The 21,235-nt window shown below is 71.0% G+C and carries 16 protein-coding genes, 1 tRNA gene and 1 pseudogene; 4 read left to right on the top strand and 14 right to left on the bottom strand.

Going from position 1 to position 21,235, the window contains the following annotated elements; all coding sequences use genetic code 11:
- Window positions 1–3 precede the first annotated feature (3 nt).
- The gene (locus ABZ463_RS02070; RefSeq protein ID WP_352012689.1) at window positions 4–390 is read left to right on the top strand and encodes a hypothetical protein; all 387 of its coding nucleotides are present in this window, start codon (window positions 4–6) and stop codon (window positions 388–390) included.
- A gap of 437 nt (window positions 391–827) precedes the next feature.
- On the top strand, window positions 828–1,412 hold the full coding sequence (locus tag ABZ463_RS02065) for a hypothetical protein (RefSeq protein ID WP_362772040.1): 585 nt from the start codon (window positions 828–830) through the stop codon (window positions 1,410–1,412).
- A 157-nt stretch (window positions 1,413–1,569) separates the two neighbouring features.
- On the opposite strand, the gene ABZ463_RS02060 is transcribed toward ABZ463_RS02065, so the two are convergent.
- From ABZ463_RS02060 to ABZ463_RS02050, 3 genes are all read right to left on the bottom strand, one after another.
- The gene (locus ABZ463_RS02060; protein ID WP_362772038.1) at window positions 1,570–2,073 is read right to left on the bottom strand and encodes a DUF6653 family protein; all 504 of its coding nucleotides are present in this window, start codon (window positions 2,071–2,073) and stop codon (window positions 1,570–1,572) included.
- Window positions 2,070–2,666, bottom strand: coding sequence for a TetR/AcrR family transcriptional regulator (locus ABZ463_RS02055; RefSeq protein ID WP_352012692.1), 597 nt, complete (start codon window positions 2,664–2,666; stop codon window positions 2,070–2,072). Before ABZ463_RS02055 ends, ABZ463_RS02060 begins: the two co-directional genes overlap by 4 nt.
- 78 nt (window positions 2,667–2,744) lie before the next feature.
- Window positions 2,745–2,837: transfer RNA gene (locus ABZ463_RS02050), tRNA-Sec, on the bottom strand.
- A gap of 116 nt (window positions 2,838–2,953) precedes the next feature.
- Between ABZ463_RS02050 and selD the strand changes: the two genes are divergently transcribed.
- Window positions 2,954–3,991 carry a selenide, water dikinase SelD gene (gene selD, locus ABZ463_RS02045; protein WP_362772036.1) on the top strand — a complete coding sequence of 346 codons (1,038 nt, stop codon included), beginning with the start codon at window positions 2,954–2,956 and terminating at the stop codon, window positions 3,989–3,991.
- Window positions 3,992–4,108: 117 nt separating this feature from the next.
- On the opposite strand, the gene nrfD is transcribed toward selD, so the two are convergent.
- The 7 genes and pseudogenes from nrfD to ABZ463_RS02010 all read right to left on the bottom strand — a co-directional run bounded on the left by nrfD (window position 4,109) and on the right by ABZ463_RS02010 (window position 12,447).
- Entirely contained in the window at window positions 4,109–5,104 is a 996-nt protein-coding gene (gene nrfD, locus ABZ463_RS02040; protein WP_362772034.1) for an NrfD/PsrC family molybdoenzyme membrane anchor subunit, read from the bottom strand.
- Window positions 5,101–6,018 carry a 4Fe-4S dicluster domain-containing protein gene (locus ABZ463_RS02035; RefSeq protein WP_362772032.1) on the bottom strand — a complete coding sequence of 306 codons (918 nt, stop codon included), beginning with the start codon at window positions 6,016–6,018 and terminating at the stop codon, window positions 5,101–5,103. The genes nrfD and ABZ463_RS02035 overlap by 4 nt, the downstream gene beginning before the upstream one ends.
- 194 nt (window positions 6,019–6,212) lie before the next feature.
- Complete coding sequence (locus tag ABZ463_RS02030) at window positions 6,213–8,342, bottom strand: MMPL family transporter (RefSeq protein WP_352012696.1); 2,130 nt, start codon at window positions 8,340–8,342, stop codon at window positions 6,213–6,215.
- Window positions 8,343–8,405: 63 nt separating this feature from the next.
- Window positions 8,406–10,049, bottom strand: coding sequence for a BTAD domain-containing putative transcriptional regulator (locus tag ABZ463_RS02025; protein ID WP_352012715.1), 1,644 nt, complete (start codon window positions 10,047–10,049; stop codon window positions 8,406–8,408).
- 18 nt (window positions 10,050–10,067) lie between these two features.
- Window positions 10,068–10,208, bottom strand: a pseudogene (locus ABZ463_RS02020) (winged helix-turn-helix domain-containing protein); the annotation flags it as partial.
- Between the two features lie 222 nt (window positions 10,209–10,430).
- Window positions 10,431–11,726, bottom strand: coding sequence for a sensor histidine kinase (locus tag ABZ463_RS02015; protein WP_362772030.1), 1,296 nt, complete (start codon window positions 11,724–11,726; stop codon window positions 10,431–10,433).
- On the bottom strand, window positions 11,716–12,447 hold the full coding sequence (locus ABZ463_RS02010; RefSeq protein WP_362772028.1) for a DUF4097 family beta strand repeat-containing protein: 732 nt from the start codon (window positions 12,445–12,447) through the stop codon (window positions 11,716–11,718). Before ABZ463_RS02010 ends, ABZ463_RS02015 begins: the two co-directional genes overlap by 11 nt.
- Window positions 12,448–12,688: 241 nt before the next feature.
- Between ABZ463_RS02010 and ABZ463_RS02005 the strand changes: the two genes are divergently transcribed.
- Window positions 12,689–13,357 (top strand): response regulator transcription factor, encoded by a 669-nt coding sequence (locus ABZ463_RS02005; protein WP_362772026.1) that lies wholly within the window; start codon window positions 12,689–12,691, stop codon window positions 13,355–13,357.
- A gap of 326 nt (window positions 13,358–13,683) precedes the next feature.
- Here ABZ463_RS02005 and ABZ463_RS02000 read toward each other — a convergent pair whose 3' ends face one another.
- The 4 genes from ABZ463_RS02000 to ABZ463_RS01985 are packed head-to-tail and all read right to left on the bottom strand — an operon-like array spanning window position 13,684 to window position 21,228.
- Window positions 13,684–15,345: an acyl-CoA dehydrogenase gene (locus ABZ463_RS02000; protein ID WP_362772024.1), complete on the bottom strand. Its 1,662-nt coding sequence runs from the start codon at window positions 15,343–15,345 to the stop codon at window positions 13,684–13,686.
- On the bottom strand, window positions 15,342–16,259 hold the full coding sequence (locus ABZ463_RS01995) for an ornithine carbamoyltransferase (protein ID WP_362772022.1): 918 nt from the start codon (window positions 16,257–16,259) through the stop codon (window positions 15,342–15,344). The genes ABZ463_RS02000 and ABZ463_RS01995 overlap by 4 nt, the downstream gene beginning before the upstream one ends.
- A complete protein-coding gene (locus tag ABZ463_RS01990) occupies window positions 16,256–21,058 on the bottom strand; it encodes an amino acid adenylation domain-containing protein (protein ID WP_362772020.1) in 4,803 nt (1,600 codons plus the stop codon). Before ABZ463_RS01990 ends, ABZ463_RS01995 begins: the two co-directional genes overlap by 4 nt.
- Window positions 21,055–21,228: an MbtH family protein gene (locus tag ABZ463_RS01985; protein ID WP_352012703.1), complete on the bottom strand. Its 174-nt coding sequence runs from the start codon at window positions 21,226–21,228 to the stop codon at window positions 21,055–21,057. Before ABZ463_RS01985 ends, ABZ463_RS01990 begins: the two co-directional genes overlap by 4 nt.
- Between the last annotated feature and the right edge of the window lie 7 nt (window positions 21,229–21,235).

Below are 21,235 nucleotides of genomic sequence, written 5' to 3'. Positions count from 1 at the left end.
CGAGTGGAAATCCTGCAGGTCCTGGACCCAGCGCAGGGAATCGTACAATTCAGATGCGAGTCCGGCACCGCGTCCGGCCGATGGATGGGAAAGCGCCCTGCAAAACCAGGGCACTTCGATATAGAGATCGAAGTACCAGAAGAGGTCACAGAATGGACTTTCGCCTCTTCAGGCACCACTTCCCTTTCGGAGGCCACCGGAGCAGGGACTGCCACCATAATTGTGGGTTCGGTTATCCGATTCGACGACGGCGATGATTCAACAGTAGAGATCGGAGTGGGGAAGGACATCCTTCTGATCGAAATCACGAATCGCAGGTCGGAGCTTCCCGTGGAAGGTCAGATTTCCTTCTGCGCCCCCGAAATCCAGCTCTATCCGTACGATCTTTAACCGACCCGTCGAATGACACAAGGACGGATTCCGGCAGATTCACCCCGGATGGCCCCGTACGAACTCTCACCCGAACGGCCGACGACCACGACGTGGCGAGCGACTGGAAAATTTCCACCGCAAAGGACAACGAATCGGAACCTGTGATAAACGTCTCAACCGTGCCGGGAGATGACGACCCCTCCACGCCACCGCACCGGAAAGCCGCCTCCGGACACCGCCGACGAAACCGGTCAGCGTGAGTGGTTCTCCGGCTCGATCCGCCGCGGCGGGGGATGCACACGGACGACAGCCGAGGCTCCGACTCAAGCGGGTGACCTGAACCGGCCATTTCCCTACCGTAATCACGCGACTACCTTCCGTGGCGATAGGTTGCCGTCGCCCCCACGACACCGCATCCCGGCGGCTGGGGGCACGTCCGTTCAAAGGAGCTTCCTATGCGCCATCTGTCTGTTCTGTCGCTGGCCACCACCCTCGTCGCACTGGCCGGTACGCCCGCTCTCATATCGCCCGCCCAGGCCGCCGTCCTTCCCGCCGTCACGAAGGCGCCCTTCAGTACCGCCCAGGCGGCCGGTGAGGGCCCCGGCTGTGGTGGCCACCAGGCCGACTGGCGTTCGGCCGCCCTCACCTCGGGCTTCTCCGGCTCGGCGCGGGCCACGTTCTGGAACGGCAACAGCGGCACCTCCGTCAAGCGCCGGGTCTCCGTCGTGCCCGGCGGCGTGGTCCCCCTGCTGCCCAAGGGGGGCCTGGCGGTCATCGGCGGCAACGTCGACGACATCTACGCCGGACAGCCGAAGGCCTTCGCCGGCACCGGCACCGCCTCCAAGCGCGGCTACACCTGGACCGTGGCCCCCAGCTCCGGCGACGCCCCCCGCCCCGGCGGGACCGCCACCCTGCTCAACCCCCGATGCGCCGCGGGCAGCACCACCGTCACCAGCGCCACCTACCACTACCAGTCCAGGACCGCCTCCGGCGCCTACATCCGCACCCTCGTCGGAACCCTGAGCCGCAAGGCGTCGTGACGAGGGACCGGCGCGACCACGGCGTGACCGGCGAAACCCCGCCCGCGTCGCCCCCGGCTCGGTAGACCCGGCCACGCCAGAACTCACGACCGGCGCCAAACCGGTCCGCCGCCGGGAGATCGGCCCGTTGACCGTCCGATCTCCCGGCGAACGTCGGTTACGCGGTTCCCGTGGCCTCGCCCGCCTCGGAGGGGCGCGTCTGGTTGTAGAGGACGCCCAGCCGGTCGATGCGCCAGAGCTGGCCGTACACGATGAGGGCCAGGCCGAACACGGTCGGCCAGATCTCCAGGGCGATCAGCCCCCACACCAGCAGGGCGAGTCCGGCGAGACCGCCGACGGTCCAGACCCGCTGGGCGACCGCGAACCCGGAGGGCGTGCGGGAGCGGTCCCGCATCCACAGGTGTTCGCCGTAGATGCCCATGGAGGACCAGGCGGTCGGCCTGGTGATCGGCGGGAAGGCGTGCGGGTTGGCCCACAGCCACAGGACGACCAGCGCCAGCGGCGCCAGCGACCACCAGCCGATCCAGGTACGGCTCCAGATCGCCGTGATCGCCAGCGGCATGGCGGCGAACCGGGTCCAGACGCTCCACGGATTGGCGTGACGCTTCCACGCCTCGTCGGTCATTCCGGCCATATTCGCGTATTTGTCCAGAACGCTCATGTCAGCATTCCCCTTGCCAGAGTCCTGATGGTGGCTTCGAGCACCGCCTCGTAGGCGGGGCCGAACCGGTCGCGGTTGAGAACGATGAGACCGACGCCGCGGATCACTCCGACGAGCGTCTCCGGCGGAATGTCCGCGACCACGACACCCGAGCGCTGTCCCGCGGCCAGGTAGTCGAGCAGCGGCGTGACGACCTGTGGGGCGACGCGGGCGATCTGCTCGGGGCCGACACGCCGGGTCACCGTCTCCAGTTCGTCCGGCCGGGTGAGGAGCCGCCGGTAGAGGGGGTCTCCGGTGAGCACGCCAGTGATGGCGCGCATGACGGCGACCAGGCTCTCCTCTCCCGGCGGGTCGTCGAGGGCCGCCGAGATGTGGGCGGCCACCGTCGGGGCGCGACGGAGCATGATCTCCAGGTACAGCGACTCCTTGGAGTCGAAGAAGGAGTAGAAACTGCCCTTGGCGATGCCCGCCGGGGCGACGAGCTCCTCCAGCGAGGTCTTCTTCAGGCCTTGCGTGGTGAACAGCTCCTCACCGGCGTCGAGCAGCACGCGGGTGATGCGCGCCTTCTCCTCGGTGGTGAACGCGATTGCCAAAGCTATGACTCCTTCGGTCATTTGGTCATAGCGTACGCGCAAAAGGCACGAGCGGCCAGACGGGGCGGGACGGAGGAGCGGAGGCGGACGGGAATCGAACCCGCCAGGCCGAGAACCTCGGCCTCACCGGTTTTGAAGACCGGGGGGTCCACCAGGCACCCAGACGCCTCCAAGGGAGAACATACCCGCGGACGGGTAGGACCGCCGGGAGGCGAGCGGACACGAAGGGTCATGAAGGTTCACGGTGTCCCCTCGCGACCGTCGGCGGCCGACCGGAGGAGACGTAGATGGCAGCGGGACCCGGCATCCTCCCGGAAACGGGAGCGGAGACATCGGACACGGGCAGGCCCCGGCTTACGGGGTACGCCCACGGAGGCGGCTGCGCCTGCAAGATCCCGCCAGGCGAGCTTGAGGCCGTGGTCGCCGGGCTGTTGTCCGGCGACCGGCCGGACGACCTGCTCATCGGGCTCGACGACGGCGACGACGCCGCCGTGGTCCGCGTCGAGGGCGGCCGGGCGGTCGTGGCGACCGCCGACTTCTTCACCCCCGTGGTCGACGACCCCTACGACTGGGGGCGGATCGCCGCGACCAACGCCCTGTCGGACGTCTACGCGGTCGGCGGAGACCCGCTGGTGGCCGTCAACCTGCTGTGCTGGCCCAGGGACGTGCTGCCGATGGACCTGGCCAAGGAGGTCCTGCGCGGCGGCCTGGACGTGGCACGGGCGGCGGGCTGCCACGTGGCGGGCGGCCACAGCGTGGACGACCCGGAGCCCAAGTACGGCATGGCCGTCACCGGCCTGGCCGACCCCGCGCGGCTGCTGCGCATCGACGCCGGACGGCCGGGCCTGCCGCTGTCGCTGACCAAACCGCTCGGGGTCGGCGTGCTCAACAGCAGGCACAAGGCGACCGGTGAGGTCTTCCCGCAGGCCGTCGCGGCGATGACGACGCTCAACCGGGACGCCTCACGGGCGGCGCTCGCCGCGGGCGTCGAGTGCGCGACCGACGTGACCGGCTTCGGCCTGCTGGGGCACCTGTACAAGCTGGCCAGGGCGAGCGGTGTGACGGCCGTGATCGACGCGGCGGCGGTGCCGTACCTGGAGGGGGCGCGTCAGGCGGTGCGGGACGGTTACGTCAGCGGTGGCACCCGCCGCAACCTGGCGTGGGTGGAACCGCACCTGGACCCCGGAGGCCTGGACGAGGAGGACGTGCTGCTGCTGGCCGACGCCCAGACCTCCGGCGGCCTGCTCGTCGCCGGGGAGGTGCCGGGCGCGCCGGTCGTGGGTGAGCTGACGGTCTTCGACGGCGTGGCCGTACGGCTGCGCTGAACACGCGGACGGTTCCGGGTCTCCCGGCACCCGAAGGCGTGCAGGTCTCAGGGAATCAGAGGACCCGCCCGGCTTCGAAGGGCCAGGCGGGCTTCGACCCCACGGATCCGAACGGGCTCAGGAACCGGCGGGGACGGAGGCCGCCTGGCCCGCCTCCAGGCGCAGGCGCTGGGGGACGACGGTGTACCTGGGGTCGGCGGCCGAGGCCCGGCCCGCCGCGAGCAGGCCGAAACGGGTGTACAGCGCGCCCGCGGTGAGGGCGGCGCCGGACAGCGCGGTCAGGACACGGCTGCGTCCCGCCACGACGGCCAGCAGCCCGCCGCCGACCGTCAGGGCGCGGGCCACGCGCATCCTGCGCCCCGCCTCCCCCGTCCGGTACGGCTCGCCGACCAGCCCGAGCCGCCGCTCCATCAGCGCGCCCGCGGCCGTCTCGACGGCGGCCCCGAGTGCGCCCATGGCCCTGGCCGGGGCCGCGGCCGCCCTCGGAGTGGTCAGCATGCCCGCGGCTCCCGCGCTGGCCAGCGCGCTCCCGGCGAACAGGAACGGCAGTTCCCTACGCGCCTCGTGCCAGGCGGGTACGGCGGTGTCGGCGAGCAGGACGGCGGTGTAGGTCGCCATCAGCGGGCCGGTGATCACCGCGGCGGCGGCGGCGGAGGCGTCGCCCGCGACGGGCAGTACGGCCGCGACGGCGGGGGCGCGCAGAAAGGCGGGGGTCCGCCGGGCGGGCAGCAGGGGGGCCAGCGCCGAGGCGGCGGCCAGCCCGGTCGCCCCGCTGTGCGCGGCCAGGATCCACGAGCCCATGCTCATCGGGGAGGTCGGCTTGAACACGCGCAGCATGTTGAGGAAGCGCTCCGGCCTGCCCAGCTCGGCGACCAGGAACCCGGCGCCCGCGGCGGCGCCGAGCGCGGCGGTCACCCTGGCGGTGAGGGCGAGCCGGGGGGTTCCCGCGAGCCCGGCGACGGCGGCCATCGTGGCGGCGGCGCCGGACAGGCCGCCGAGGTACAGGTAGACCGGCATGTGCGGTTCGTGCCAGACGGGGGCTTTGATGATGGGCTGCCCGTAGTAGGACCGGAACCCGGCCTCGGGCACCATCGGCTCCTCCCCGCGCCTCACCTGCCCCTCCCCCGCTCCAGGGGGCCCCACGCCAGGAGACTCCGGCCCGGGAGGCCCCGGCTCAGGAGCCCTCGGTCCGAGGGGCCCCGGCCCTGGAGGCCCCGGCCTGCGCGGGCGCCCAGGAAGGACAGGGCGACGACGCCGGTGAGGGAAAGCGCGGCGCCCGCCGCCCACCGCCACATCTGCGGCAGGTCCCTCGTCGTGACCACCGGGTCCGGTGGCAGGCCGTACACCTCGGGCTCGTCGAGCAGCAGGAAGAAGGCGCCGTCACCGCCGACACCGTCGTCGGGGCTGGCACCGTACAGGCGGGCCTCCGTCCTGCCCTGCTCGTGCAGGCTCCTCACGCGTTCCTCGGCCCTGGCCCGTAGCTCGTCGAGCGGCCCGAACTGGATGGAGTCGGTCGGGCAGGCCTTGGCGCAGGCGGGTTCCAGGCCGCCGAGCTGGCGGTCGTAGCACATCGTGCACTTGAAGGCCCTGCCGTCGGGTTCGCGCCGGGCGATCACACCGTACGGGCAGGCGGGCACGCAGTAGCCGCAGCCGTTGCACACGTCCGCCTGCACGACGACCGTCTCGAACTCGGTGCGGAACAGCGCCCCGGTCGGGCAGACGTCCAGGCAGGCGGCGTGCGTGCAGTGCTTGCACACGTCGGACGACATCAGCCAGCCCTCAAGGCCGTCACCGTCACCGTCGCCGTCACCGTCCTCAGAGGCCGGGCGAGGACGTTCGATGAACGCCACATGACGCCAGGTGTCGGCGCCCAGGCTGCCGGTGTTGTCGTAGGAGGTCGCCCTGAAGACGAACCCGTCGTCGGGCACGTCGTTCCACTCCTTGCAGGCCACCTCACAGGCCTTGCAGCCGATACAGATGCTCGTGTCGGTGAAGAAGCCGGTCCTATGTGGTGTCACGTCCGTCACGGGAAGTCCTCGAATGATGAGTATCCAAGTTTCTGCCCTGACCTGGGAGAACGCCGAGGCTCTCTGAGCGGCTTGCCCGGGTCGGAGCAGGACAAACCTCTCAACGAACGTCGTGACGGACTCGGACCCGGATCCTTGTCACGCCACCGTGCGCCGGCGACCGCTCCGGGGTGCCGGCGCACGATGGCGTGTCCTCACCTCCGGACCGGCGACCGGTGAAGATCCTCGGGCCTCGGGGCGAGGGCCTCGGTCTCGCGCAGGCCGAAACGGGCGTGGAACCGGCGCAGCGGGCGGGGAGCCCACCAGTTGGCCGAGCCGAACAGGGTCATCACCGCCGGCACGAGCAGGCATCGGACCACGGTGGCGTCGATGAGCACCGCGACGAACAGGCCGATTCCCAGCTGCTCGATGTCGCTGAGCTCGGCGGTGCCGAAGCTGGCGAACACGATCAGCATCAGCAGCGCGGCGCAGGTGATGACGCGGCCGTTGACCTGCAGGCCGCGCCGTACCGCGGTGTCGTTGTCCAGGCCGTCGTCGACGTTCTCCTTGATCCGGCCCAGCAGGAACACCTCGTAGTCCGTGGAGAAGGCGAACGCGAAGACGAAGACCACGAGGAACACGTACGGGCTCAGTCCCGGCAGGGTCAGCGTGTTCAGCGGATCGGCCAGCACGCCGTGCTGGAACAGCAGGGTCATCACCCCGAAGGTGGCCGCCAGCGACAACAGGGTCATCACCAGCGCGCTCAGGGGGATCAGCAGCGATCCGGTCATCAGGAACAGCAGCAGGAGCACCGACCCGACCAGGATGAGGACGGCCTGCGGCAGGTCGTCGAGGGTCTCGCGGACCAGGTCGATCAGTACGGCGGCCTCACCCGCGACCCACGACTCGGCCCCCGGCGGCCGGTCCGCGCGGATCCGCCGTACCAGGTCCTGCGCCGCCTCGCTCTGCGAGTCCGCGCGCGTGTCGACGACCACGGAAGTCAGTCCCGGCCCCTCCGTCACGACCGGCCGGACGGCGGACACGGCGGGATCCCCGCGCCACTTGGCCGCCCACTCGGTGAGGGTCGCCTTGTCGGCGCGGGAGACCACCATGACCGACGGGTTCACGCTCTGCCTGTAGCGGTCGGCCAGCTCGTCGGCGACCCGCACCGCCTCCACGCTGCGGGGCAGACCGGCCAGGTTGGGCTGGGCCACCCTGACGGTGAGCAGGGGGGCGGCGGCGGCCAGCAGGACCGTCAGGGCACCCAGGATGACCAGGGCGGGCCTGCGCTGTGTGAAGTGGCCGAGTCTGGCGAAGGGTCCTCGCTCGGCGCCGTCAGCGGGCTTGGCCTTCGCCGGCTTGATCCGCCTGCCAAGGAGGCCGAGCAGCGCGCCCGTCAGCGTCAGCGCGGCCAGCAGCGCGATCAGGGTGGAGGTCAGGCCCGCGACGCTGAGGGTCTGGAGCCGGGGAACGTCGAAGACCAGCAGACCGCTCAGGGTGGCGACGACCGTCAGGCCGCTGAAGACGATGGTCCGGCCTGCCGTGGCCCAGGTCCGTCTGACCGCCTCGGCCGGCACGTGACCGTCGGCCAGTTCCTGCCGGTACCTGGCCACCAGCAGCAGGCCGTAGTCGATGGACAGGCCGAGGCCCATCAGCGTGACCACGCTGATGACGGTGGTGTCCATCGCGATGAAGGAGGTGAAGGCCAGCACACCGGCGAACGCCCCGAAGATGGTGACCACCGCGCCGAGCACGGGCAGCATCGCCGCGGCGACGCCGCCGAACACGAAGACCAGCACCACCAGCGTGAGCGGCAACGCCAGCATCTCGGCCCAGTTCAGATCGGCCTGGGAGGTCTCGTCGGTGCCCCTGTCGATCATGTCCTGGCCACCGATGCCGACCTTCGCCCCCGGCAGCTCCTTCGTCATGGCCCGCAGGCGTTCGGCCGCCTTGTCCATCAGGGGGTCGCCCCGCTGGTAGTCCATCTTCTCCAGGGTGACGGTGATGGCCATGCCACGGCCGTCGGGGGCGATGAGCGGCTTTCCCACCTCCCTGACACCGGCGAGGCCGCGGATGTCGTCGGAGGCCCGCCGAACGGCCTCCCCGGCCCGCGAGGTGCCGGGGTCGACGCCGTCCAGCAGTGCCACGAGCTGACCGCCCCGGTCCCGTCCGTCGGCCAGTGTCTGAAGCGCCACATCGGACTCGGTGCCCTGCGGTGCCCGGTTCGCCGCCAGGGAAGCGAACAGCGGCCCCACCGAGCCGAAACCCACACCCACGACGAGCAGCCAGAGGACCAGCGTCCACCAGCGGAACCGGAAACAGAAACTTCCTAGCCGAGCAATCATGTGACCAGGCTCGCAACAGACGAGTGCCCGGTCACGGAAGGCAGTGCCCGACTTTTGGTGGCATTAGGTACAGGGAACTCCGACCCAGTTCGGCCAGGGGGACACACCCGTGACCCGGGTGAGCGCGGCGCGCCGCTCACGCGGGGGTTCCTCCATCGCGGCGCGCTCCAGGGCGAACGCGCGGACCAGGTCGTGGAAGTGGTACTGGGCCGACATCTCCCCGGAGGTCGGGACGCTGTCGAGCAGCCTGGCGTCGACCAGCTGCTCGACCAGGCTCCGTGCCTCGGCCACCTTCGCGTCGAGGACGACCGCGGCCGTCCACAGCGCGAAGTGCGACACGTCGGGCAGCGCCAGGAGGTGGAAGGCTCGTCTGACCGGAGAGGAGAGGCCCTGATAACTCTGGAGCAGGCTGGCCCTGACGTTCGTGTCGGCTATCCGCAGCTCGTCCAGGCGGCGATGCTGGACGTCGAGCAGCCTGGCCAGCTGGGCCAGCTTCCAGTGGGGTTTGGTCGCCAGCCGGGCGCCGGCGATCCTGATGCTCAGCGGCAGGTAACCGCACAGCTCGACGATCCGGCCGGCCTTCTCCAGCTCGGACCTCATGCGGTCCTCGCCGACGATGCGGCCGAGCATGGTCATCGCCTCGCAGGGGTCCAGCACGACCAGGTCGAGCAGCGGCACACCCTCAAGGGCCGCCAGCCGCGCCCGTCCCGTCACCAGGACCCCGCACCCACGGCCGGTGGGCAGCAGCGGACGGACCTGTTCCTCACTGAAGGCGTTGTCCAGCACCACGAGCACCCGCTGGCGGATCAGCCTGCTGCGGTAGAGCTTCACCCGTTCGTCGAGGTTCGGCGGGATCGCGGCGCCGTCCACGCCGAGGGACTGGAGCATGCCGCCGAGCGCGTCGAACGGAGTGACCGCGGGCGAGGAGAGTCCGCGCAGGTCGACGTAGAGCTGGCCGTCCGGATAGCTGTCCTGGCACAGGTGCGCGACGTGTACGGCGAGCGCGGTCTTGCCGACCCCGGCCATCCCGCTGATGACGCATCCGGTGATCGACGAGTTCGACCCGCACCGCTGCAGGATCGTGGACAGGTAGGTGATCTCGTGGGAACGGCCCGTGAAGTCCGCGACGTCCGGCGGCAGCTGGGCGGGACGCACCGCGGTGACGACGGCCGGGCGTGCGGAGGCCTCGTCTGCGGCGGGCGGCGGGTTGAGGGCGGGATCGGCGGCCAGCACCCGCATGAACAGTTCCTGCAGGTCGTTGCTGGGGTCGATGGACAGGTCGTCGGCGAGCAGCCGCCGGAGCTCCTGGTAGGAGGTCATCGCCTCGGCCTGTCGGCCGCTCCGGTACAGGGCGAGCATGAGCTGGCCGCGCAGGCGCTCCCGCCACGGGTTGAGCGCGACGAGACCGGTCAGCTCGGAGCTCAGCTCGGCGTGCCTGCCGGCGGCCAGATCGGCGTCGATCCGGTCCTCCAGTGTGGCGAGCCTGGCCTCTTCGAGCTGTGGGCGTTCCGCGTTGGTCAGGAGGTCGGTCGCACCGGCCAGCGCGGGGCCCCGCCAGAGGGCGAGTGCCCGGGTCAGGGCGGCGGCCGCCTCGTGCGGCACGCCGACGTCGAGAAGCCTTCTGCCTTCTTTGGCCAGTCGCTCGAACTCCATCAGGTCGACCCGGGCGGGGTCGGCCTCAAGAATGTATCCGGGCCGCTGGCGCATAATCTGAATGCCAAGCTTCTGACGGAGCCTTGACACATAGATCTGAATCTGCGCCTCCGAGGTCGCGGGTGGATGCTCTCCCCACAGCATCGCCGCGATTCGCGAGTCTGAGACTATTCGCGACCTTGCCAGTAAAAGCGTGGCCAGGAGCGTCCGCATCTTCGACGCGCTGAGCTTGACGGGACCCGATTCATCGCATACCTCTATCGGTCCGAGCAGATGAAACCGCAGATTTTGAGCAGGACTGATCAACGCCATTCTGTGCCCCCACAGTCGAAGCGTTTACCCCGTTTGTGTGCCATGCCTCCATATCTCGACCCACTTTGGGTAGTTTGCCATGAATTACAAGCCCATGTCGCGCAAGTCAGTAATAGTTATTGTTCAGTAAGAAACCTCGCACGGCAGATCGACCTTGATCGTCGTTCCCGCCCCGGCCGGGCTGTCGATGGCGAACGCCCCGTCCGCGGACGCGACCCGCTGGCCGAGCCCACGCAGCCCACTGCCGGTGCCCACGACGGCACCCCCGCGCCCGTTGTCGGCGATGCGCACGTGCAGCCAGTCACCGTGTTTGTTGACGGCCACCTCGACCCTGTCGGCTCCCGAATGCTTGGACACGTTCGTCAGGGCCTCCGACACCACGAAGTACGCGATCGACTCGATGGGCGGCGGTAACCGGCCGGGCAGGTCGACGGTGAGCTCGACCGGGATGGGTGAGCGGCCGACCACACCGGACAGCGCCGCGTTGAGGCCGAGGTCGTCCAACACCGCCGGATGCAGGCCGCGGATGAGGTCACGCAGTTCGGCCAGCGCCTGCGTGGCCTCCTCCTGCGCCTCGTTGATCGCGCGCAGCGCCGGTTCGGGAAGGTCGGTCAGTGTCTGCCCGGCGATGGCCAGCTTCACGGCCATCGCGGTCAGCCTCTGCTGGGTGCCGTCGTGCAGGTCCCGCTCGATCCTGCGGCGTTCGGCCTCGATCGCCGCCAGCAGCCCCGCCCTGCTCTCCACCAGTTCCTTCTCCCGCGCGCTGCCCAGCAGCGCCATCGCGGCGCTCACGTCGATGGCGACGGCCGCGCGGGCGACCCAGGGCGCGGCGAAGAGCGCGGCCGCCCCTCCCGCCGTCAGCCCGAGCAGGGTGAGCGGTTCGCCGAGGTGCCAGCCGAACCCGCTCTCGGCGAACCAGGCCCACAGCGGCGCCGTGGTGAAGGTCAGCGCGGCCGCCACGGTCACGGCCGTCGCGGCGAAACCGACACCGCCGATCAGCGGGGCGATCAGGTGGTAGCAGAGCTGCCGCCAGGTCGACTCCCTGCGCGCCTCGCTCATCACCCGGCCGAACCAGCCTCCGGCGACGGGCCGCCGCGTGAACGGGATGTCCACCCCGAGCAGCGCGGTGAACCGGGAACGCTGGATCGTGCTGCAGGCACGGACGCATGCCAGCAGCGCGGCCTGCGCCACAACCGCCAGCACCGCCAGCACGATGGACAGCGACAGGCTCATGGTGAGCACGCAGAGCACACCGAGGACGAAGAAGCCGAGCAGCCCGACGGGCAGCCCCGCCGCCAGGTGCAGTACCGCCATCCAGGTCCTGGCCGTCAGAGGTGCCCGCAGAACCGCGCGTGACAGGCGCGCGAGACCGTGGCGCTCGAAGGTGGCGTTCTCGCCACGGTCCTGCTCAGGGGACATCGGAGGCGTTCCTGACGGTGACGTCGGCATAGGCGGTACTCGCCTCGATCGTGGTCGGCGCACCGGGATCCTGACGGACCCCGATGTTCCTGTGTCCCTCGACGGCCGTGGCACGCACGTTGTAGGCGCGCCCCCTGGGCAGCCCGATCGTGACGTCGCCGTAGGACATCCGCGCCACGACGTGACGGGGCACCCCGGTGAAGCCCAGTCGCAGATCGCCGGATCCGCCGGTCACGGTGACGTCGGCGGCCCCGAGACCGGTGCCCTCCACGTTGCCCGAGTCCGTGTCGACCCGGATCGTGCCGCTCAGGTTCTCCAGCCTCACCTCCCCCGACGACGTGGTCACCGCCAGGGAGAGGTCTGCGGGCACCCAGATGTGGTAGGCCGTCGAGCACCCGGGCAGGTGCGGCGTGGACGGGCAGTCCAGGCTCAGCCGCAGCGTGTCGCCCTGCCACACCTCGTCGGCGACGGGCTTGCCGGAGGACCACGCCAGCCACCGCTCGACCTCCACGGTGCCGGAGTAGGACGCGTGCAGGACGACCTGCGTGTCGGCCACGTCGATCTGCAGCCGGGCCGGCCGGCGATACTCCTGCCGTTGCGTCTCCGACTGCCTGCCGAGCCAGGACAGCAGGGTCACCACGCACGCCAGGACGGTGAAGGCGAACACGGTCCCGCCGACGGCCAGCCAGAGCGGGCGCGATCCCCGTCGTTCACGAGTCACGTGCACGGACTCCTCCTGCCCGCGACCGTCGAAGGACGCGAGCGTCGAACGCCTTGTGTGCCGGACAGTGCCTGGATGCCGGATGCGGGTCTCAGCGTACTGCGACCGGTACAGGAGCGACAGATCACTTTCCCCGTGCGGGAGGGACAACTTGCGGATCATGATCTGATGGAGGAGGCCGTGGCGCGTTAGAGTGGGTCGGCTCGTGTACTGCTGGCGCAGCGTGATGTGGGGAGAAACCGTGCGCGTGGCAATCGCCGAGGACTCCGTACTGCTGCGGGAGGGCATCACCCGGATACTTGAGGCCGGCGGGATCGAGGTCGTCGCGGCGGTCGGTGACGCGCACCAGCTGATGGAGGCGGTCGAGCGGTCGTCACCCGACCTGGTGATCATCGATGTGCGGATGCCGCCTACCCACACCACCGAGGGACTGCGGGCCGCGCTCACCCTTCGCAGGGAGCGGCCCGGGCTCGCGCTGCTGGTGCTGTCCCAGGTCGTGGAGGAGCGCTACGCCACCGACCTGCTGTCCGGGGACATGGCGGGCATCGGTTACCTGCTCAAGGACCGGATCGTCGACATCAACGGGTTCGTGCAGGCCGTACGGCAGGTGGCGGAGGGCGGAGCGGTCCTCGACCCCGAGGTGGTCTCCCAGGTGCTCGCGCGCCGCCGCAACCGCGACCCGCTGAAGACACTGACGCCACGCGAGCTGGAGGTGCTCGGGCAGATGGCGCAGGGCAGGTCCAACTCCGGGATCGCCGCCGCGCTCACGGTCAGCGAGAGCGCGATAGCGAAGCACGTCAACAACGTCTTCACCAAGCTCGGGCTGGCCCCGGCCGACACCGACCACCGGCGGGTGATCGCCGTTGTGCGCTTCCTGCAGGCGACGGAGGCACCCGGCGGAACCTCGTAACGGTCCCCGCCGGGACGCCCGGCAGCCGAATGACGGCAGAGGACGAAGTCCCTGGTGACAGCCGCCGCACAAGCACCGAGCCCGGCCGGGAGGTGGTCGACCGGGCCCTTGGACCCATGGGAGAAGTGCAGCCAGCTACCGGCAGGAGAGTGGTACAGGCCGCAGAGACAGCGCGTGGAGGGATCGAGATGATGGACAACATGACGAGGGCGCCGAGTACCGACGAAGTAGCGGACGCGCGGGGTTGGTGCCCCGTGTTGCTCCGTGCGAAGCCAGCCGGTGGCTGCGGCCACAGCTGCCCGCGGAGGGGGCAGCTCACGTCGGCGTCAGCCGCCGTGCCGGGAAAGCGGATGTCCGGAGAGGTCGAACGTCAGTGACCGCTCGTGCCGGCGTACCAGTTCGGCGAACAGCACCCGCCCGGCGTCCGCGGGCGGCGGCGAGTGCGGCAGGCCGAGCCGGTCGGCCAGCCGGCCGAGCGCCACGACCAGCCAGGCCGTGGTGACCGGATCACGTCGGGCGGCCCACACTCCGGCGCACGCGGCGGCGGCGAGCACCAGGCTGTAACGTTCGGCCAGCGCGAAGGTGCCCGCCGACGCCGACACCGTACGCTCCCCCGGCGGCAGGTCGACGCAGCTCGCGCGCAGCGCGGTGAGCTCGGCGAGGAAGAGCGCCCGCAGCTCCGCCAGTTCCGGCGCGTCGGCCAGGACCAGCGCGGCGCTGAGGGAGTCCGTGCCCCTGGCGTCGACGACGAGCCGGCCGAAGTCGAGTTCGGGCAACTCCCCCTCGAACTCGAACAGCTCCGGTGGGGCGGGCTCGGCCCGCAGCCAGCTCCGCCGGGCGAGCCGCGGCAGCTGCGGAATGATCGTGGACAGGCAGGCCGCCTCGCTGGCGTGCGCGAGGGAGGTCACCGACAGGTCACGCTGGTACTTCTGGAACAGCCCGTAGGGACCCTCCCGGAGGTAGGAGCGCGCTCCCAGCAGAACCGACAGGTCGTAGGCCGCCGCCTCGATCAGGGTGGACACCACGTACTTGCTCGCCGCGGCGGCCACGCTGGTCTGCTCCGGCAGCAGGTGCAGGGCCCGGCCGACGACGGCGCTGAAGGCGTCGCAGACCAGCAGGTCGACGAAGGCGCCGGTCAGGCCGTCCCGCACCTGGGGGATGTCGGCCACCGGCCGTCCGTAGAGCACCCGTTCACCGGCGAAGCCGGTCACCAGGCGCAGTTGCGTGTCGAGGACGCCGACGACGATCGCGGGCAGTGCCGTACGTGTCACCTGGAAGGCGCGCAGCGAGGTCTCCAGGCCCGCGCCGAGCCTGCCCAGCAGGCTCGGCGCGGGAACCGGGCAGTCCGTGAACTCCACGCCGGCGAGCAGGCTCGCCCTGAGTCCCGAAATGGGAAAGCGCGGCAGGACACGAACGGTCTCGGGCGGCAGGGTGGCCATGTCCAGCAGCAGCGTGGAGTGACTGCGGCTGCCGGGCTGGTCGTCGGTGCGGGCGAACAGGGTGACCGCGCGTGCGCGCCCGATATTGTTGATCAGCTGTTTCGCGCCGTTGACCAGGAACCCGTCCGGCCGGGGCTCGGCCCGCAGCGCGACCCTGGTGAAGTCCGCGCCGTGGGCGAGCTCGGTGAACGCCGCCGCCGCGCGTTCCCCGCGCAGCAGCAGATCGGCCAGCCAGCGCCGCTGCCCGTCGTCGCCGTCCGTCCAGACGGGAACGGCGGCGATGAAACTGGTGATGCCGTAGCCGAGCCCCAGCGTCGGGTCACGCCTGAAGATCGCCCGCATCGGCTGGACCAGCCCGTTCACCTGGACCAGCCGGCCGCCCAGCGACCTCGGCACGAACTCCGCGGCGAGCCGGACGTCGTCCAGCGCGGCCTCACCGGGGGTGAGCAGCTCCCCCCGCTCGTCGGCGTCGAGCACCGCGGCGAAACCGAGCGGATTGGCCTCGTCCCACGGATCGCCGAGGACGGCGTCCAGCGTCTGCGCGGTCATCGGCCGCCGTCCTCCACGCGGCACCACTCCAGTACGGCCATGGCGCTGTGCAGCTTGTTCTCCGCCTGGTCGAAGGCGATGCTGTGCTTGCCGTCGATCACCTCGGGGGTGACCTCCTCGCCCCGGTGCGCGGGCAGGTCGTGCATGAACACGGCCTGCGGGCTGTCCTCCCACAGGGCGGTGGTGACCTGGAACGGCGCGAAGATCTCCCGCCAGTTCGCGTCCGGCTTGGTGGTGCCCGTGGTCTGCCAGCGCGTGGTGTAGACGACGTTCACCCCCTTGGGCAGGTCGTCCATGTCGTGCCGTTCGGTGACCACCTCGGGATCGACGCGGGCGAGGATGTCGTCAGCCAGGCCGTAGCCCGGCGGGGTGCGCAGTTCGAGCCGGACCGAGGGGTACCTGCTCAGCGCCAGTGCAAGTGCGGAGGCGGTGTTGTTGCCCTCGCCGACGTACAGGATGCGCAGCCCCTCGACACCGCCGAAGCGCCACAGGAGCGTGGTGATGTCGGTCAGGGCCTGGGTCGGATGTTCGGTGGCGCTCATCGCGTTGATCACCGCCATGCGGTCCTCCTCGGCGAACGTCCGCATCTCGGCGGGATCGCCCGCGGTGCGCATGACGAAGACGTCCAGCATCCTGCCCAGCACCCGCGCGGTGTCCTCGATCGACTCGCCCGTGTTGGTCTGCAGGTCGCCCGGGCCGAGGGGGATGACCTGCCCGCCGAGCCGCAGCGTGCCGGCGGTGAACGCGGTCCTGGTCCGCGTCGAGGTCTTGCCGAAGTAGATCCCGGCGATCCTTCCGGCCAGCGGCCGGTCCGCTCCGGCGCCCCTCTCGCGGAACTCGACGCCCCGGGCCACGATCTTCCTGATGTCGCCGTCGGACAGATCGTCGACCGAGATCAGGTGCCGCACTGTCATCGTGTCTCCATCTCGAAGTTCGCTGAACCGGACATCTCCGCGAGCACCCTGGCCTCCACCAGCCCGGCGAGCCGCACCAGGCCGGGGTTTTCGAAGACCTCCCGCGCGCCGAGTTCGACGTCGAACTCCTCCTGGACCCGGGCGATCATCCGCAGTACCAGGATGGAGTTGCCGCCGAGGGCGAAGAAGTCGTCACCCACGCCGACCTTGTCGATCTCCAGAAGGTCCTGCCACACCTTGGCGATCCACGTCTCGACCGCCGTACGCGGGGCGACGAACTCGGCGGCGCCCACCTCGTCGCGACCCGGCGCGGGCAGCGCCGCGCGGTCGAGCTTGCCGTTGGCCGTCAGCGGGATCCGGTCCAGCGGCACGATCGCGCTCGGCACCATGTAGTCGGGCAGGCGGCGGGCCAGCGCGACCTTCAGCTCGCCCGGATCGATCTCCTCGCCCTCCGGTTCGACGTAGCCGACCAGCGTGTTCTCGCCCAGCACCACCACGGCGTCGCGGACGCCCGGCTGGTCGAGGAGCGCGGCCTGGATCTCGCCGAGTTCGACCCGGTAGCCGCGGATCTTCACCTGTTCGTCGGCCCGGCCGAGGAACTCCAGGCCGCCGTCGCGGTTGCGCCTGGCCAGGTCGCCGCTGCGGTACAGGCGTGATCCCGGAGGGCCGAACGGGTCGGGAATGAACCTGGCGGCGGTCAGCGCGGGCCGGTCGAGATACCCGCGGGCCACGCCGGGCCCTCCGACGTACATCTCCCCGGGTACGCCGTCGGGGGCCACGCCGCCGTACTCGTCGAGCAGGTGGACGCGCAGGTCGTCCAGGGGCAGGCCGATCGGGCTTCCGGTGTCGGCCGTGCCGATCGGCCGGTGGGTGGTGTGGACGCTGGTCTCGGTGATGCCGTACATGTTGACCAGACGTGGGCGGTCGACGCCGAGCCTGCGGATCCACGGCCCCAGCTCGCCGACCTCCAGTTTCTCGCCGCCGAAGACGACCGAGCGCAGGGCGAGCCGGTCGACGCGCGGGTCCTCCGCCGCCGCGAACGCCACGAGCCGCCGGAACGCCGACGGGGTCTGGTTGAGGACCGTGACCCCCCGTTCGGCGAGGAGGGTGAGGAAGCGGTCCGGATCGCGGACGGTCTCGCGGGGCACGACCTCCAGACGGCCGCCGTGCAGCAGGGCGCCCCACATCTCCCAGACCGAGAAGTCGAAGGCGTAGGAGTGGAAGAGGGTCCACACGTCGTCTGCGCCGAAGTCCTGGTAGCGTCCCGCGGCGGTGAACAGGCGAAGCACGTTGGCGTGCGTCACCACCACACCTTTGGGCCTGCCGGTCGAGCCGGAGGTGTAGATCACGTAGATCACGTTGTCCGGGCGTACGACGACGCCGAGGTCGGCTGGGGAGCCGTCCGGGTCGATCTCGTCGAGCAGCACGAGGTCGCCGGTCACCTTCGCCGCCAGGTCCGACGTGGTCACCACCGTCTCGGCTCCCGCGTCGGCCACGATGAAGGCGATCCTGTCCGCCGGCTGCCCCGGGTCGAGCGGCAGGTACCCGGCCCCGGTCTTCAGCACCGCGAGCAGGGTGGGCAGCAGGTCGGGGCCTCGTTCGAGGCACACGCCGACCAGCTTCTCCGGCCCCGCGCCGCGCCCGGCCAGGTGGCGGGCCAGCCGGTTGGCGCGGGCGTTGAGCTCGGCGTAGGTCAGCGAGGTGTCCTCGAACACCACCGCGGTGGCCTCGGGCGTCCGCCCGGCCATCTCCTCGAACACCTCGTGGACGCACCGGGTGACGGGGAGCGGCTCGGCGGTGGGGACCGGACGCCGTCGTTCCTCCTCCTCGCGCAGGTCGACGGCCGACAGCCGGACGCCCGGTTCGGCCGTGACACTCGACAGCAGGCGCAGGAAGCGCTCGGCCATCCGTTCCGCGGTGTGCCTGTCGAACAGGGCGGTGGCGTACTCGATCGAAGCGAGCACCGAGCCGTCGGGACGGTGCTGGGCGAGGAGGCTGAGGTCGGTCTTGGCGATCAGCCACGCCGCGCCGAGCGGGGCGGCGTCGTCCTGGTGCAGCTCGGTGTCGGTGTGGCCGACCTCGTGCAGGTCGAAGGCGGCCTGGTAGATGGGGGTGCGGGAGAGGTGGCGCTCCGGCTGCAGTTCCTCGACCAGGCGGTCGAAGGGCACCACCTGGTGCGCGAATCCGGCCCGGCTGACCTCGCCGACGCGCCGCAACGCCTCCTCGAAGGAGGGGTTGCCCGTCAGGTCCATCCGCAGCGCCAGGGTGTTGAGGAAGAACCCGACCACGTCTCCGAACTCGGGGCGTTCCCGCCCGCTGACGGGCAGGCCGACGGCGAAGTCGCGCTGCCCGCTGTACCTGGACAGCAGCGCGGCCCAGGCCGTGAGCAGGGCGACCGACAGGGTCGTGCCGTGCCGCCGGCCCAGTTCGGTCAGGTCCCCGGCCAGTTCCGCCGGAACCTCGAACACGACCATCGCGCCGCGGTGGTCGCGGTGCGGCGGGCGCGGGTGGTCGGTCGGCAGATCGAGCGCGGGCACGCCGGCCAGGTGGCCGCGCCAGTGGTCCAGGTGCCCGGCGAGCACGTCATCGGTCAGCGTACGGCGCTGCCAGGCCGCGTAGTCGGCGTACCGCAGCCCCGTCGCGGGGAGTTCGCGCCCGGCGCACAGCGCGCGGAGTTCTGCGTCGAGCAGCACCGAGGACCAGCCGTCGCAGGCGATGTGGTGAACAGTGATCATGAGCACCTGTTCGCCGTCCGCCCTGGCCAGCATCGCCCGCCAGACCGGTCCGGTCTCCAGGTCGAAGCCGCGCGCGAGTTGCTCGGCGAACAGGGTGCCGAGATCGCCGTCGGCGATCCTGAGCTCGACGTCGACGTGCTCGTCGACGACCTGACGCGGTTCGCCGTCGTGCGCGACGTAGCGGGTGCGCAGCACCTCGTGCCGTCGGCCGAGTTCCTCCAGGGCCCTCGCGACGGTGGCGGCCTCCACCTCGGCGGGCAGCCGGATGAACAGCGGGGCGATCCATTCCGGGCTGCCCGGCTGGATGCGGTCGAGCAGCCACAGGCGCCGCTGCCCGAAGGAGACCTCCATGGTCGGCGTCCGCTCGGCGGGACGGACCGGTTCGACGCCGGCACGTTCGTCGAGCAGCTTGGCCTGCCCGGCCACGGTGGACGTCTCGTACAGCTCCGGCAGCGGGATGTCCAGGAGGTTGGCGAGCCTGGTGAGCAGCAGCGACGACCCGCCGAGCTGGAAGAAGTCGTCGTCCACGCCGACCCCGCCGACCCCGCCGTCCATGTCGAGCAGTTCCGCCCACACGTCCGCGACCCTCCGCTCGGCCGCGGTGCGCGGCGGCCGGGGCTCCTTCCGCTCCTCGGCGGCCGGCACCGTCAGGGCCGCGCGGTTCACCTTGCCGCTGGGCAGCGTCGGCAGTTCGTCGAGCATGACGAACCTGGTCGGGACGTGGGTGTCGGGCAGGCTCTCGCGGGCGAAGAGGCGCAGCCGTATCGGGCTGATCTCCTCCTCGGTCGTGACATGGGCGACCAGGGCGTTGTCGGTGGCGGTCACCACGGCCGCGCTGACCGCCGGATGCCGTTCCAGTACGGCCTCGATCTCGGCCGGTTCGATCCTGACGCCGTTGACCTTGATCTGGTCGTCGAGCCGTCCCAGGTAGTGCAGGGTGCCGCTCTGGTCCCAGCGGACCAGGTCTCCGGTGCGGTAGAGCCGCCCGCCGGCCGGGCCATACGGGTCGGGCACGAACCGCTCGGCGGTGAGCCCGGGCCGGCCGAGGTATCCCCGGGCGACGCCGGGGCCGCCGACGTGCAGTTCGCCGGGCATTCCGATCGGGGCCAGGCCTCCTGAGGGGTCGAGCACCACCACCCGCATGGCGGTGATCGGCCGCCCGATCGGGATCTGGCCCGTCGTCTGCTCCGGGTCGACGGGCTGCGCCGTCACGTCGATCGCGCACTCCGTCGGCCCGTAGGTGTTCCACACCTCGACCCCGGGCAGCCGGACCCGGCGGCACAGCTCCGCGTGCAGGGGCTCGCCGGCGGAGAACAGCAGCCGCAGCGCGCCGAGATCCGTCCAGCCGGGCTCGCGGACCAGCCGTCTGAGCAGCGAGGGGACGACCTGGAGCACGGTGACCCGGTGGCTTCGGGCCAGCCGGACGATCGCCTCGGGGTCGCCTTCCGCGCCCGGCGGCGCGACGACGACGGTGCCGCCGGAGACCAGCGGGCCCACCATCTCCCAGCCCGCCGCGTCGAACGTCACCGACGTCTTGTGCAGCAGCCGGTCGCCGGGGCCGAGCCGGTGGGTCTCGACCGTCCACAGCACCCGGTTGGCGATGCCCTCGTGGGTGACCACGACGCCCTTGGGCCGTCCTGTCGAACCCGAGGTGTAGATCACGTACGCGGCGTCCGTCCCGGACACCGCCGCCGGCTCCGCCTCCGGGGGCTCCGCCTCCGCGTCGAACAGGCCGGGGGTCAGCACGATCGACGGCGCCGCGTCCCGGTGGATCCATTCTCGCCGCTCACGCGGGTGGCCGGGGTCGATCGGCAGGTAGGCCGCCCCGCTGCGCCACGTCGCCAGGACCGCCACGATGAAGTCGGCGCCGCGGGGCAGGGCGATCCCGACGATGTGGCCGCGGCCGATCCCCCTGTCCTGGAGCCGGTGGGACAGACGGACGGCCAGGCGGGTCAGCTGCGCGTAAGTGAACGCGGTGTCTCCGTCGACGACCGCGACCGCGTCCGGGGTGGCCGCGGCCTGCCGCCACACCAGATCGCCGAGGAACCGCACCGCCGCGCTCACCTCAGGCTCAGCGGGCGCATGTCGGTCCAGACCTCTTCGATGCGCGCCAGGCATTCCTCCCTGGTGCCCTCGGTCCCCTCGGCGCGCCACCCGGCGGGCAGGTCCCGGTCGGCCCACCAGATCGAATACTGTTCCTCGTCGTTGAGCACCACGAGGTATCGGTCGTTCATGTCGTCT

The organism is Streptosporangium sp. NPDC020145, from assembly GCF_040631275.1.
GTDB lineage: Bacteria > Actinomycetota > Actinomycetes > Streptosporangiales > Streptosporangiaceae > Streptosporangium.
This window is presented reverse-complemented; position numbering and strand designations above follow the sequence as displayed.

What these genes read in the sequence shown, in the direction of transcription:
- ABZ463_RS02065 (WP_362772040.1), top strand. Translation starts at nt 828, where the DNA reads ATGCGCCATCTGTCTGTTCTGTCGCTGGCCACCACCCTCGTCGCACTG.
- ABZ463_RS02060 (WP_362772038.1), bottom strand. Translation starts at nt 2,073, where the DNA reads ATGAGCGTTCTGGACAAATACGCGAATATGGCCGGAATGACCGACGAG.
- selD (WP_362772036.1), top strand. Translation starts at nt 2,954, where the DNA reads ATGGCAGCGGGACCCGGCATCCTCCCGGAAACGGGAGCGGAGACATCG.
- ABZ463_RS02030 (WP_352012696.1), bottom strand. Translation starts at nt 8,342, where the DNA reads ATGATTGCTCGGCTAGGAAGTTTCTGTTTCCGGTTCCGCTGGTGGACG.
- ABZ463_RS02025 (WP_352012715.1), bottom strand. Translation starts at nt 10,049, where the DNA reads ATGCGCCAGCGGCCCGGATACATTCTTGAGGCCGACCCCGCCCGGGTC.
- ABZ463_RS02015 (WP_362772030.1), bottom strand. Translation starts at nt 11,726, where the DNA reads ATGTCCCCTGAGCAGGACCGTGGCGAGAACGCCACCTTCGAGCGCCAC.
- ABZ463_RS02000 (WP_362772024.1), bottom strand. Translation starts at nt 15,345, where the DNA reads ATGACCGCGCAGACGCTGGACGCCGTCCTCGGCGATCCGTGGGACGAG.
- ABZ463_RS01995 (WP_362772022.1), bottom strand. Translation starts at nt 16,259, where the DNA reads ATGACAGTGCGGCACCTGATCTCGGTCGACGATCTGTCCGACGGCGAC.
- ABZ463_RS01985 (WP_352012703.1), bottom strand. Translation starts at nt 21,228, where the DNA reads ATGAACGACCGATACCTCGTGGTGCTCAACGACGAGGAACAGTATTCG.